This window comes from Microbacterium gubbeenense DSM 15944 (genome assembly GCF_000422745.1).
Lineage (GTDB): Bacteria > Actinomycetota > Actinomycetes > Actinomycetales > Microbacteriaceae > Microbacterium > Microbacterium gubbeenense.
Genome location: NZ_AUGQ01000001.1, coordinates 302,414 through 315,765 on the forward strand (window position 1 = coordinate 302,414; position 13,352 = coordinate 315,765).

General features: G+C 67.6%; 13 protein-coding genes. 8 read left to right on the top strand and 5 right to left on the bottom strand.

Annotated elements, in window-relative coordinates; translation table 11 throughout:
* Positions 1-1,092: a redox-regulated ATPase YchF gene (ychF, locus tag G510_RS0101575; protein WP_029152161.1), complete on the bottom strand. Its 1,092-nt coding sequence runs from the start codon at positions 1,090-1,092 to the stop codon at positions 1-3.
* Positions 1,093-1,154: 62 nt separating this feature from the next.
* Between ychF and G510_RS14965 the strand changes: the two genes are divergently transcribed.
* A complete protein-coding gene (locus tag G510_RS14965; protein ID WP_036321463.1) occupies positions 1,155-2,372 on the top strand; it encodes a DNA recombination protein RmuC in 1,218 nt (405 codons plus the stop codon).
* Here G510_RS14965 and G510_RS17760 read toward each other — a convergent pair.
* Entirely contained in the window at positions 2,353-2,553 is a 201-nt protein-coding gene (locus tag G510_RS17760; protein WP_084644141.1) for a UDP-N-acetylmuramyl pentapeptide phosphotransferase, read from the bottom strand. The genes G510_RS14965 and G510_RS17760 overlap by 20 nt on opposite strands.
* Positions 2,554-2,578: 25 nt before the next feature.
* A complete protein-coding gene (gene glpX / locus G510_RS0101590) occupies positions 2,579-3,580 on the bottom strand; it encodes a class II fructose-bisphosphatase (RefSeq protein ID WP_036321466.1) in 1,002 nt (333 codons plus the stop codon).
* Between the two features lie 171 nt (positions 3,581-3,751).
* On the opposite strand from glpX, the gene fbaA reads away from it, so the two are divergent.
* Positions 3,752-4,783: a class II fructose-bisphosphate aldolase gene (fbaA, locus tag G510_RS0101595; protein ID WP_029152164.1), complete on the top strand. Its 1,032-nt coding sequence runs from the start codon at positions 3,752-3,754 to the stop codon at positions 4,781-4,783.
* 68 nt (positions 4,784-4,851) lie between these two features.
* Here the strand turns inward: fbaA and G510_RS14970 are convergent, their stop codons facing one another.
* On the bottom strand, positions 4,852-5,397 hold the full coding sequence (locus tag G510_RS14970; RefSeq protein ID WP_051216146.1) for a DUF6264 family protein: 546 nt from the start codon (positions 5,395-5,397) through the stop codon (positions 4,852-4,854).
* Positions 5,394-6,434, bottom strand: coding sequence for a 4-hydroxy-3-methylbut-2-enyl diphosphate reductase (locus tag G510_RS0101605; protein ID WP_084644142.1), 1,041 nt, complete (start codon positions 6,432-6,434; stop codon positions 5,394-5,396). Before G510_RS0101605 ends, G510_RS14970 begins: the two co-directional genes overlap by 4 nt.
* A gap of 53 nt (positions 6,435-6,487) precedes the next feature.
* Between G510_RS0101605 and xseA the strand changes: the two genes are divergently transcribed.
* From xseA to G510_RS14975, 6 genes are all read left to right on the top strand, one after another.
* The gene (gene xseA, locus G510_RS0101610) at positions 6,488-7,780 is read left to right on the top strand and encodes an exodeoxyribonuclease VII large subunit (RefSeq protein WP_029152166.1); all 1,293 of its coding nucleotides are present in this window, start codon (positions 6,488-6,490) and stop codon (positions 7,778-7,780) included.
* 10 nt (positions 7,781-7,790) lie between these two features.
* Positions 7,791-8,012: an exodeoxyribonuclease VII small subunit gene (locus G510_RS0101615; protein ID WP_029152167.1), complete on the top strand. Its 222-nt coding sequence runs from the start codon at positions 7,791-7,793 to the stop codon at positions 8,010-8,012.
* On the top strand, positions 8,012-8,668 hold the full coding sequence (locus tag G510_RS0101620; protein WP_029152168.1) for a DUF4245 family protein: 657 nt from the start codon (positions 8,012-8,014) through the stop codon (positions 8,666-8,668). Before G510_RS0101615 ends, G510_RS0101620 begins: the two co-directional genes overlap by 1 nt.
* A complete protein-coding gene (locus G510_RS0101625) occupies positions 8,665-9,345 on the top strand; it encodes a carbonic anhydrase (protein WP_029152169.1) in 681 nt (226 codons plus the stop codon). The genes G510_RS0101620 and G510_RS0101625 overlap by 4 nt, the downstream gene beginning before the upstream one ends.
* On the top strand, positions 9,342-10,730 hold the full coding sequence (locus G510_RS0101630) for a class II fumarate hydratase (RefSeq protein ID WP_029152170.1): 1,389 nt from the start codon (positions 9,342-9,344) through the stop codon (positions 10,728-10,730). Before G510_RS0101625 ends, G510_RS0101630 begins: the two co-directional genes overlap by 4 nt.
* A 177-nt stretch (positions 10,731-10,907) precedes the next feature.
* The gene (locus G510_RS14975; protein ID WP_084644143.1) at positions 10,908-13,301 is read left to right on the top strand and encodes a PhoX family protein; all 2,394 of its coding nucleotides are present in this window, start codon (positions 10,908-10,910) and stop codon (positions 13,299-13,301) included.
* The last annotated feature ends 51 nt before the right edge of the window (positions 13,302-13,352 follow it).

A 13,352-nucleotide genomic window follows, 5' to 3' on the forward strand; every position in this document is an offset into this window, starting at 1 on the left:
CTACTTCTTACCTCCAGATGTAAGTCCTGTCCTAAACTCGACCACGTCGCCGTCCTGCATGACGTAGTCCTTACCTTCCATGCGCACGCGGCCGGCGGCCTTCGCGGCCGACATCGTGTTGTACTCGTCGAGATCAGCGAACGACACGATCTCGGCCTTGATGAATCCGCGTTCGAAGTCGGTGTGAATCACCCCGGCTGCCTGCGGTGCAGTCGCGCCCTTGCGCACTGTCCACGCGCGGCTCTCCTTCGGGCCCGCGGTCAGGTACGTCTGCAGGCCGAGCGTTTCGAACCCGACGCGCGCGAGCTGGTCAAGACCCGATTCTTCCTGGCCGAGCGCCTGCAGCAGTTCGAGCGCCTCGTCCCTGTCGAGACCGGTGAGTTCAGACTCGACCTTCGCGTCGAGGAACACGGCCTTCGCCGGTGCCACGAGCACCGCGAGCTCAGCCATACGAGCGTCATCGGTCAGCACTCCTTCGTCGACGTTGAAGACGAACAGCGTCGGCTTCGCGGTCAGCAGCCCGAGCTCCCTGATGGGAGAGATATCGAAGCCCGCCTGGAACAGCGTCTTCCCGGTCTCGAGAATCTCGAGCGCGGTCTTCGCCGCATCGAGCACGGCCGGGTCGGCCTTCTTGCCCTTGACCTCTTTCTCGAGCCGCGGAACCGCCTTCTCCAGCGTCTGCATGTCGGCGAGGATCAGCTCGGTGTTGATCGTCTCCATGTCGCTGTGCGGGTCGACTTTGCCGTCGACGTGCGTCACGTCGCCGTCGGTGAATCCACGCACCACCTGGGCGATCGCGTCGGCTTCTCGGATGTTGGCGAGGAACTGATTGCCGAGCCCCTCGCCCTCACTCGCGCCGCGCACGATGCCCGCGATATCGACGAACGACACCGGCGCGGGCAGGATCTTCTGAGAGCCGTAGATCTCCGCGAGCCGGTCAAGGCGCGGATCCGGCAGCTCGACGACACCCACATTCGGCTCGATCGTCGCGAACGGATAGTTCGCCGCGAGCACGTCGTTCTTGGTCAGTGCGTTGAAAAGGGTCGACTTGCCCACGTTGGGGAGTCCCACGATGCCGATTGTCAGAGCCACGGAAGTCGATTCTATCCGGGGCGCCCGCATAGTTTGTCAGGGGTTCAGGAGACAGTGGATCCATGGACTTCTTCTGGATCGTCATGCTGTTCGTCGGCGCCGCCGCTGGGATCGCCATCGGCTGGTTCGCGCGGTCATCTCGCGCGACGAGTTCCGAGGCCGACGCCGCTCGCGCGAGCGCCGAGGCGGCGGCCCTCCGAGACGCCCTCGAGGCCTCCGAACAGCGTGCGCGCGACGCTGCCGAGCGCGATCGCATCGAGCGCCGCGAGCAGGCTCTGCGCGCCCAGCGCGATAGCACGGTGATGCAGGCCCTCTCCCCCGTGCGCGAGACCCTGCAGCGCATGCAGCAGCGCGTCGACGAGATGCAGCGCGAGCGCACAGAGCAGTTCGGGCAGGTCTCCGAGCAGCTCCGCAACGCTCAGACCCTCGACGAACAGCTCCGGGCCACAACCGAATCCCTTGCCGGAGCGCTGCGCTCGAACACGACGCGCGGCGTGTGGGGCGAGACGCAGCTGCGCCGCATCGTCGAGTCGGCTGGCCTGCTGGCGCGAGTCGATTTCGACGAACAGGCGTCGATCTCCTCCGACGCCGGATCGGGGCGCCCGGACATGCTGGTGCATCTGCCCGGCGGCACCTCGATCGCGATCGACGCGAAGGCCCCGCTCAGCGCGTTCCTCGACGCACAGGCCTTCCCTGAGACGGCGACCGGCGAAGACGGCGCCCGCCGCGCGGAGCTCCTGCACAAGCACGTCAAGGCCGTCCGCTCGCACGTCGACGCGCTCGCCAAGAAGGCCTACTGGGCGGGCCTCGAGGCGAGCCCAGAATTCGTCGTGTGCTTCATTCCGAGCGAATCGGTGCTCTCCGCCGCTCTCGCGGAAGATCCCGCACTGCTCGAGTACGCGTTCGGTAAGCGCATCGCGCTCGCCTCGCCCGTCAACCTCTGGGCAGTGCTGAAGACCGTCGCGTATTCGTGGACGCAGCAGGAGGTCTCCGAAGAGGCCAAGACGCTGTTCAATCTCGGCAACCAGCTGTACGAGCGCCTCGGCTCGCTCGCTGGCCACGCCGGCGACATGCGACGCGCGATCGAGCGCACGGTCGATGCCTACAACGGCCTTGTCGGCTCCCTCGAGTCACGAGTTCTCGTCACAGCACGCAGGTTCCCCGGGATCGATGCCTCGAAGCTGGCGTCGACAGATGCGCCGAAACCCATCGACTCGCCCGTGCGGCGCGCGTCTGCTCCCGAGCTGCTCGAGGGCGGGGTCAGCCCGGAAGCCAGTTGAGCGAAAGGAGAATACCTGCGGCAACGACGATGAACGCGCCGACCGACCACCAGACGTTCGGCTCGGCACCGGCGGGTCGACGTACGCGGAAAAGCACGTCGGGGCGACGTGCCGGATCCTGTGCGTCGGCAACGACTGCGCGCGCCCCGTCCGAGGGCGACTTCTCCGAAGCTTCAGTCATGGGGACGATTATCCCACGCGAAACCTCAGAGCCACTTCGACTCGAGGTGGTCGCTCGAAATCCGACGCAGCGTTCCCGAGTGCCCGCGCAGCACGATGCTCTCGGTGAACAGGTAGCCTTCGCGCCGCTTCACACCGGCCACCAGGGCACCGTCCGTGACGCCGGTCGCGACGAAGATCGTGTTGTTGCCCTTCACGAGGTCCTCGGCCTCCAGCACATCATCCATCGGCAGCCCCGAGTCGATGCCCTTCTGGCGTTCGTCGTCGGTCTGCGGCCACATGCGGCCCTGGATGTGACCGCCGAGCGCCTTGATCGCGCACGCCGTCACAATGCCCTCCGGGCTGCCGCCGACGCCCACACACATGTCGGTGCGCGAGTCGTGGCGAGCGGCGTTGATTCCGCCGGCGACGTCGCCATCGCTCATCAGACGCGTTCCCGCTCCGGTCGACCGGATCTCCTCGATCAGCTGAGCGTGCCGCGGGCGGTTCAGCACCGACACGACCATCTCTTCGACGGGCTTTCCGAGCGCCTTGGCCATCAGGCGAATGTTCTCCTGAATCGGCAGGCGGATATCAACGACACCGATTCCTTCCGGTCCGGTGACGAGCTTGTCCATGTAGAAGACGCTCGATGCATCGAGCATCGTGCCGCGATCCGACATCGCGATCACCGAGATCGCGTTGTTGCGTCCCTCGGCCGTCAGCGTGGTGCCGTCGATCGGGTCGACGGCGATGTCGTATGAACGGCCGCGGCCGGTACCGACACTCTCGCCGTTGAAGAGCATCGGCGCGTTGTCCTTCTCACCCTCGCCGATTACGATCCGACCGTCGAACTCGACGGTCGATAGGAACGCGCGCATCGCGTCGACAGCGGCACCGTCGGCCACCTCCTTCTGCCCCCGGCCGATGAACGGCACCGAGCGGATCGCGGCCGCTTCCGTGGCGCGCACAAGCTCGAGCGCAATGTTGCGGTCCGGCTGCAGCGGGATCAGGTCGTCGGTGTTGTGGATCTCGTGATCGGCAGTCATTTGCCGAGCGTATCTCCGCTCGCACTCTCAGCTCTTCGGAATCGCCCCGTTTCGCGTGAAGGAATCGCGATTCTTTCTTGATCCGTGTGTCGCGCGGGAAGTTCCCGCTCGAGCAGTCCACCGAATAGGCTGGAGCCGCCCCCTATTTCCTGATCCCGAAGGAGCCGAGCTATGTCGGTCGCAACGAATGACCAGTACGCCGAGATGCTCAAGCGCGCGAAGGACGGCGGATTCGCCTTCCCCGCGTTCAACGTGTCGAGCTCGCAGACCATCAATGCCGTCCTCCAGGGCCTTGCCGAGGCCGGCTCGGACGGCATCATCCAGGTGACCACCGGCGGTGCCGACTACTTCGCGGGCCAGAAGGTCAAGGCCCGCGCGACCGGCGCGATCGCCATGGCGCAGTACGTGCGCACGGTGGCCGCCAGCTACGGCGTCACGGTGGCCGTGCACACCGACCACTGCCCGAAGGACGCGCTCGACAGCTTCCTGTTGCCCCTCCTCGCCGCAAGCGAGGAGCAGGTGAAGGCCGGCGGCGAGCCGATCTTCAACTCGCACATGTGGGACGGTTCGGCCGTGCCGCTCGACGAGAACATCCAGATCGCCCAGGAGCTCCTGCCCCGCACGAACGCGATCGGCGCGATCCTCGAGATCGAGGTCGGCGTCGTCGGCGGCGAAGAGGACGGCGTGCAGCACGAGGGCTCGAACGACGCGCTCTACACGACCGTCGGCGATGTGACGAAGGCCGTCGAGGCTCTCGGGCTCGGCGAGAAGGGCCGCTACATCTCGGCCCTCACGTTCGGCAATGTGCACGGCGTGTACAAGCCCGGCAACGTCAAGCTCCGCCCCGAGCTGCTCGGCGAGATCCAGGCCGGCATCGCCGAGAAGTTCGGTACCGGCGAGAAGCCGCTCGACCTCGTCTTCCACGGCGGATCGGGTTCGTCCGCCGAGGAGATCTCGACGGCCGTGGGCAACGGCGTCATCAAGATGAACATCGACACCGACACGCAGTACGCGTTCACCCGCTCGATCGCGGGCTACATGTACGAGAATTACGCGAGCGTGCTCAAGGTCGACGGCGAGGTCGGAAACAAGAAGCAGTACGACCCGCGCGCGTGGGGCAAGGTCGCCGAGTCAGCGATGGCAGCCCGCGTCGTCGAGGCCACGCAGCAGCTCGGCTCCTTCGGCAAGTCGATCACCGCGTAATACGCACCGCACGAAAGAGGCGTCTCGCGGCCGCGGCCTGCGAGACGCCTCTTTCGTGCGCGAGAGTGCTAACCGACGAGGCCCTGCTGCTCGATGAACGCGCCGTAGACTCCCGGATCCATGACGAGCGGAACCGCAACGAGCATCGCCCCCAGGAACGTGAACACGACCCCCGCGATCAGCGCGATCCACCACATCGATTTTCCGGCAGCGCCGCGGCGCCATACCAGCCAGGTCGTCGCGAGCCAGCCGATGAGCATGACGATGATCGAGGCCACGCCGAGGCCGCGGATGAGGCCCGGATCCGACAGGTCGGTGTCGAGGCGCAGCGCCCCGAGCAGGGCGTCAGGGTCGGTGTAGAGACCGATCCCGGTGATGATGCTGTACAGCCCGAACGCCAGGAGCGCGATCGTGACCACGCGGTCGACGAGGCGGCCCGTCGTCGCCGGAGAGCCGCTCGCCTGCCGCGTCGGCGCCGCGTCCCATTCGGGCGGCACATCGCGCGGAATGAGCGCCGGATCGACGTCAGGATCCGGCTGCCCGCTGCGCGCACGCTGCTCGGCGGGACTCGCGTACGCGCCGTACTGCGGTCGCGGCTCGGCGTCGTTCGTCACGCCGACGCCCGCCGTCCACCGCGCGGCCCGTCGCGCAGCTCCTTCGGCAGCGAGAAGATCAGGTCCTCCTCAGCCGTGCGCACCTCTTCGACATCGGCATAGCCGGCGTCCGCGAGCTCGCGCATGAGCTGCTGCACGAGCACATCCGGCACGCTCGCGCCGCTCGTGATTCCCACGGTGCGCACACCGTCGAGCCACTCCTGCCGCACCTCGTCGGCGTAGTCGACGAGGTATGCGGCCTTCGCGCCGTACTGCAGAGCGACCTCGACGAGGCGCACGCTGTTGGACGAGTTCTCGGATCCGACGACGATCACGAGATCCGCGTCCGCCGCGACCTTCTTGATGGCGACCTGGCGGTTCTGCGTCGCGTAGCAGATGTCGTCCGACGGCGGATCCTGCAGTTCGGGGAAGCGCGCGCGCAACCGGTTGACGGTCTCCATCGTCTCGTCGACCGACAGCGTCGTCTGCGACAGCCAGACGAGCTTCGACGGATCCTGCACCACGACGGTGTCGGCCTCGTCGGGGTTGTTCACGATCGTCACGTGCTCGGGCGCCTCACCGGCGGTGCCCTCGACCTCCTCGTGGCCCTCGTGCCCGACGAGCAGGATCTCGAAGTCGTCGCGTGCGAATCGTTTCGCCTCGCGGTGCACCTTCGTGACGAGCGGACATGTGGCATCGATCGCCTGCAGCCCGCGGTCGGACGCGGAATCGACGACGGCGGGCGAGACACCGTGAGCGCTGAACACGACGTGCGCGCCCTCGGGAACCTCGTCGACCTCCTCGACGAACACCGCACCCTTCGCCTCGAGCTCGCGCACGACGTGGATGTTGTGCACGATCTGCTTGCGCACGTAGACCGGCGCACCGTATCGCTCGAGCGACTTCTCGACGGTGATCACCGCGCGATCCACCCCCGCGCAATAACCGCGAGGCGCGGCGAGCAGGATCTTCTTGGGCCCGTCAACAGGGATGTCACGAAGGCTCTCGCGCCGGGCTGGGACGCGTGGAACAGGCAGTGCGACCGCGGTCTGACTCATACTCCCCAGGGTACGTGGCTTCTATTGTCAGACGTCCCGAATACCCTGAAATCGTGACAACGTTCCAGAACTCGCTCGGCGATAACTCAGCTCCCACGAGTGATCAGGTCGCGCCGCGAGATTCCTCCCCCGATCAACCGACGTCGATCGCCCGTCTCAACCAGACGATCAAGGCATCGATCGAACGCTGGGGGGCCATCTGGGCCGAGGGCGAGATCACTCAGTGGAACGTGCGCGGCCGCAACGTCTTCGGCGGCATCAAAGACCTCTCGAGCGACGCGCAGATCAACATTCAGGTGTGGTCGAGCGTGCTCGCGCGCCTCACCGACGACTTCCACGTCGGCGATCACGTCGTGGTCCATCTGAAGGCCGACTACTTCACGAAGCGCGGCTCGTTCTCGTTCCAGGTGTCGACCATGCGCCACGTCGGCCTCGGCGCGCAGCTGGAGAAGCTCGAGAAGCTGCGCCGTCAGCTGCGCGAAGAGGGCTTGTTCGAGGCCGCGCGCAAGAAGCCGCTGCCGTTCCTCCCCTCGCGGATCGGGCTCATCACGGGCGCGAGCTCCGACGCCGAGAAAGACGTGCTGCGCAATGCCCAGCTGCGCTGGCCACAGGTGGACTTCCGCACGATCCATGCGACCGTCCAGGGCGACCGCAGCGTTCCCGAGGTGATCGCCGCACTCCAGCAGCTCGATGACGACCAGACGGTCGACGTCATCGTCATCGCGCGCGGCGGTGGGGATCCGCAGACGCTGCTCGGCTTCAGCGACGAGCGCCTCGTGCGCGCGGTCGCGGCGGCGACGACACCGATCGTGAGCGCGATCGGCCACGAGAACGACCGCCCGCTGCTCGACGATGTCGCCGATGTCCGGGCCTCGACGCCGACTGATGCCGCCAAGCGCGTGGTCCCCGATGTCGGCGAGCAGCGGGCCATCGTCGATCAGCTGCGCTCACGCCTCACGTCTCGGCTCCAGCAGCAGGTGCAGCACGGCATCCAACAGCTCGAGCAGGTGCGCTCGCGCCCGTCGCTCCGCGATCCCGATGCGCTGATCCGCGACCGCGAGCAGGAGGTGTTCCTCTCGGTCTCACGCGGCCGCGATCTCATGAGCCGATCCGTGGACAAGGCCGAAAGACGCACGGCCGAGCTGCGCGCGTCTCTGCGCGCGCTGTCGCCGGCCGCGACGCTCGCGCGCGGCTATGCGATCGCCCAGACGACGGGCGGCACGATCCTCCACGATGCCGCCGATGCCCCCGACGGCACGGCCTTCACCCTCACGCTCGACAGCGGGGCGCTCACGGCGACCTCGCACGGACAGACGGCGTCCGCGATCATGCCGGACGAAAAGTAGGATAGACACGATGACCGATCAGTCCCCCGACGTTCAAGAGCTCTCGTTCGAGCAGGCCCGCGATGAGCTCGTGCGCGTCGTCTCCGAGCTCGAGCAGGGTTCTCCGACCCTCGAACATTCCCTCGCCCTCTGGGAACGAGGAGAGGCTCTCGCGAATCGGTGCGAAGAGTGGCTGCTCGGCGCCAAGCGCCGGCTCGACGCGGCCCGCGCCGACGCCGAGGCGTCAGAGTGATGGCGCGCGCTCCGCGCGAGCCTCGCATTGCCGCACATCTCGGCCGCCCCGAGACGCCCGCAGAAGAGGCCGCGCGCAAAGCCGAGAACTCGAAGAACTATCGGCAGAGCCAGAGCTTCCGCAACCTGATCATCGCGCTCGTCGCCAGCCTCGCGATCGTCGCAGTGGTGTACTTCATCGTGCCGCGCGGGGAGATCGCAGACGCCCCGCAGCCCGATATCGCCGCCACCGCGAGCGAGGTCGCCGAGCAGTTCGATCGCACGGTGATCGTGCCGACGGCGCCCGATGACTGGGGGAAGAACATCGCCCAGGTCAACCCGGGCAGCCCCTCGGTCTGGTCGGTGAACTACAACGACATTCCGGAAGCGAAGCGCGGGTTCATCAAGTTCGAGCAGGCGTTCGACGCCGATGAGGTGTGGGCGTCTCAGGTGCTGCGCGGCACGTCGCCGTCGGGCACGACGAGGATCGACGGCCTTGAGTGGACCGAGTTCGAGATTCGCGATCCCGAATCCACCGGCAATGTTTCGTACGCTCTCGGAATCCAGGCGGGTTCCGACTACGTGCTCGTCTACGGCAGCGCCGAACCCGACGTGGCCGCCGTCATCGCATCGTCCGTCGCTGACGATGTCGAACAGTTGAAGAAGGAGTCGGCATGACGCAAACCCTCACCCCCACCGAGGCATGGCAGCGCATGAAGCGGGGAAACAACCGCTTCGTCGCCGGAGAGCCCAATCACCCCCATCAGGATGTCGCGCGCCGCCACGATCTGGCGGGCAGCCAGCGTCCGTATGCCGTCCTCTTCGGGTGCAGCGATTCGCGCCTCGCCGCCGAGATCATCTTCGACCTGGGGCTCGGCGACCTGTTCGTCGTGCGCAACGCCGGTCAGGTGACGGGCGAGTCGATCATGGGAACGATCGAGTATGCGGTCGATCTGCTCGAGGTTCCGCTGATCGTCGTGCTCGGCCACGACGAGTGCGGCGCGGTAGCCGCTGCCGTCGACAGCCTCGGCCCGGACGCTCCTCTCCTCGCCCCCGCGATCTGGCGCCAGGTCTCCCCGATCGTTCCGGCGGCACGTCGTGCGCGCCAGGAGAAGATCGACGCAGGCGAGGACGGCGCGCACATCGACGCGTGGCGCGTCGGACAGCTGCACCTGCGCGATACGATCACAGCGATCCTCCACTCGTCAGAGATGATCAGCGACGCCGTCGCATCCGGGCGCCTCGGAATCGTGGGCGCGAACTACAAACTTGCAGAGGGCACGGCCGTGCCCGACGTCATGCTGGGGATCGCGGACGAACCCGCCCCCGCCACCACGGAAAGGACGACGACGTGACCGAGTACCGCATCGAACACGACACAATGGGCGAGGTGCGCGTCCCGGCCGACGCGCTCTACCGCGCGCAGACGCAGCGAGCCGTCGATAACTTCCCGATCTCGGGATCGGGCCTCGAGTCGCGCCACATCGCCGCGCTCGCGCGCATCAAGAAAGCAGCCGCGCTCGCGAACAAGGATCTCGGCACGCTCGATGCCGGCATCGCTGACGCCATCGCCTGGGCCGCCGATCAGATCGTCACGGGCGAATACGACGCCCAGTTCCCGGTCGACACGTACCAGACCGGGTCCGGCACGAGCTCGAACATGAACATGAACGAGGTGCTCTCCACCCTCGCGACCGAGAAGCTCGGCAGCGAGGTGCACCCGAACGACCACGTCAACGCGTCGCAGTCGTCGAACGATGTGTTCCCGACGTCCGTGCACGTCGCCGTCACTGAGGCCCTGCTGCAGGACCTCATCCCGGCGATCGACCACCTGGCGCAGGCGTTCGAACGCAAGGCCGACGAATGGAAGAGCGTCGTCAAGTCGGGCCGAACGCACCTGATGGACGCGACGCCGGTCACACTCGGCCAGGAGTTCGGCGGCTATGCGCGCCAGATGCGCCTCGGGATCGAGCGGATCCAGGCAACGATCCCGCGCGTCGCGGAGGTGCCCCAGGGCGGCACGGCCGTGGGAACCGGCATCAACACGCCGAAGGGGTTCCCGCAGAAGGTCATCGCGAACCTCGTCGCCGAGACCGGACTGCCGCTCACCGAGGCCATCGACCACTTCGAGGCCCAGGCGAACCGCGACGGTCTCGTCGAGGCGTCCGGAGCGCTGCGCACCATCGCCGTGTCGCTCACGAAGATCAACAACGACCTGCGCTGGATGGGCTCGGGCCCGAACACCGGCCTCGGCGAGATCCACATCCCGGATCTGCAGCCCGGGTCGTCGATCATGCCCGGCAAGGTCAACCCGGTTCTGCCGGAGGCCGCGCTCATGGTGTGCGCTCGTGTCATCGGAAACGACGCGACGGTCGCATGGGCCGGCGCGTCGGGCGCCTTCGAGCTCAACGTGGCGATTCCCGTCATGGGCACCGCACTGCTCGAGTCGACCCGCCTGCTCGCGAACGTCTCGCGCACGCTCGCTGACAAGGCCATCGACGGCCTCGAGGCGAACATCGAGCGCGTCACGGCGCTCGCGGGCATGAGCCCCTCGATCGTGACGCCGCTCAACAAGCTGATCGGCTACGAGGCGGCCGCGAAGATCGCCAAGCACTCGGTGGCGAAGGGCATCACGGTGCGCGAGGCGGTCATCGACCTCGGCTACGTCGATCGCGGCGACCTGACGGAGGCCCAGCTCGACGAGAAGCTCGACCTTCTGAGCATGACGCACGCCGGCTGATCTGCGCACGCGAACGGGCGGAGAGGACAACGGTCCTCTCCGCCCGTTCGTCGTTATCGCCAGGCGGTCAGCTCGCGTTCCTCCGGACGTCACCGCCCGTACACCTGAAGTCGATGGGCTGATGTCGAGGGCTCCGCGCTGCGTCGTGGGAGCCACCGACCTCGACTAGGAGCCCGCATGACGATCAATCTCGGACGCACGATCCTGCCCATGGCCCAGCACGTCAAGGGAAAGCGCAGCGCCGTCACGTGCCAGTTGAAGTGCAATAACGCCTGTGCGAAGGGCGTGTGCAACACCTCCTCCAACTCCTACTTCCGCGATATCGTCGACGCGCAGCTGTCGCGCCGGGCGCTGCTCGGATTCGGAGCGGCCGGCGCCGCGGCCATCGTGCTCGCCCCGGCCCTCACGGGCGGATCCAGCGCCGCAGCCGCCGCGGCTCCCGCGGTTCCCGTCGGCCAGACCGGGGCGTTCGGCTTCACGCCGATCGCGCCCGTCGCCCACACGGTCGACACGTTCGCCGTTCCCGAGGGCTTCGACTGGACGCCGATTCTGCGCTGGGGCGACCCGCTCTTCGCCGACAGCCCGGCGTTCGACACGTCGAATCAGACGGCCGCCGCACAGGCGCGCCAGTTCGGCTACAACGTCGACTACACCGACATCATCCGCACGTCCGCAACGACGGCGATCCTCTTCGTGAACCACGAGTACACGAACGAGTCGATCATGTTCCCCGCCGACCAGCTCGAGAACGACCTCGAACGCGTGCGCGGAGTCGGGCTCAAGGCGCACGGCCTGAGCGTGGTCGAGCTGGTCCGCGACGACGAAACCGCCCCCTGGACGCCCGTCGTCGGTGCGCCCCTCAACCGCCGGTTCCTCGACGACACCGCATATGCCTTCACGGGCCCCGCCGCAGGATCCGAGCTGCTGCGCACGTCCGTCTCTTCCGACGGCACGACCGCCCTCGGAACGTTCGGAAACTGCGCCGGCGGCACGACCCCGTGGGGCACGATCCTCTCCGGCGAAGAGAACTTCAACGGTTACTTCCGCACTACTGGCACCTCCGAGCAGGACGCGCGCTACGGCCTCGCGGACGAACCGACCGTGCGCGGGTGGGAGGAGCTCGATCCGCGCTTCGATGCGCGAAACGCGGGCTTCGAGAACGAGGTGAACCACTTCGGCTGGATCGTCGAGATCGATCCGACGGATCCGACGTCGACGCCGCGCAAGCACACCGCAATGGGTCGCTTCAAGCACGAGGGCGCGAACGTGATCCTCGCCTCTGACGGCCGGGCCGTCGCCTACATGGGCGACGATGAGCGCTTCGACTACCTCTACAAGTTCGTCTCGCGCGACGCATTCATCGACGGCGACCGCGCGCACAACACCACTCTCCTCGAGAACGGCGACCTCTTCGTCGCGCGATTCGCGGGGAACTCCCCCGAGGCCGAGATCGACGGCTCGGGCGCCGTGCCGTCCGACGGCGCATTCGACGGGACGGGAGAATGGATCCCGCTCACGCGCAACGGCGAGTCGGTCATCGATGGCATGTCGATCGACGAGGTGCTCGTCCACACACGGCTCGCCGCCGACAAGGTGGGCGCGACGAAGATGGACCGTCCCGAGGACGTCGAACCGAACCCGATCACTGGCCGCGTGTATGTCGCGTGCACCAACAACACCCAGCGGGGCGTCGATGGCGATCCCGCCGCCGACGAGGTGAACCCGCGCACCGAGAACCGTGATGGCCACATCGTGGAGATCACGGAGGCCCACGGCGACCAGACGGCGACGACGTTCGGCTGGAACCTCCTGCTCGTCGCGGGCGACCCGGCTCAGAACGGCGCGACCTACTTCTCGGGATTCCCTGCCGACCAGGTCTCGCCGATCTCCTGCCCCGACAACGTCGCCTTCGACTCCGTCGGAAACCTGTGGATCTCCACCGACGGCCAGCCGGGCACGATCGGCTACAACGATGGCCTCTTCCGCGTCGCGCTCGAGGGGCCCGAGCGCGGCAAGGTCGAGCAGTTCCTCTCCGTGCCGCGCGAGGCGGAGACCTGCGGTCCCGTCATCCACGACGACGAGTGGCACGTCTTCGTCGCCGTTCAGCACCCGGGCGAGGACGGATCCTATGAGGCGCCCACCTCGCAGTTCCCCGATGCGATGAAGGACGCCCCGCTCGCATCGGTCGGCGGCTCGGCGTCGGTGCCGCGCCCCGCGGTCGTGCAGGTCCTGCCGATCGCCCGGCCGACACCCACGCCGACGCCGAGCCCGACGCAGGCGCCGTCTCCGACGCCCACGGCATCGCCGACAGCGAGCCCCGCGCCCTCGCCCAGTGCGACCCCCAGCGCCTCCCCCACGGCCGCGCCCGCCGCTCCCTCGCCCACCGCGTCGCCGACCGCCGCACCGACCCCGTCTCCGACCGGAAGCCCTGCTCCCGGCGGGCCCCTGAGCCCCACGGGCGGCAGCGTCGTCGGCGGCCTGCTGGCGGGCGCCGGCGCGCTCGTCGCCGGCGGATTCGCGATCCTCACGCGCCGCAAGCGCGAGCGGGAGAATCCTGCCGAGGAGGCCTGACCTCGTAACGACGGTGGGGGCGGCGGATCATCGGATCCGCCGCCCCCACCG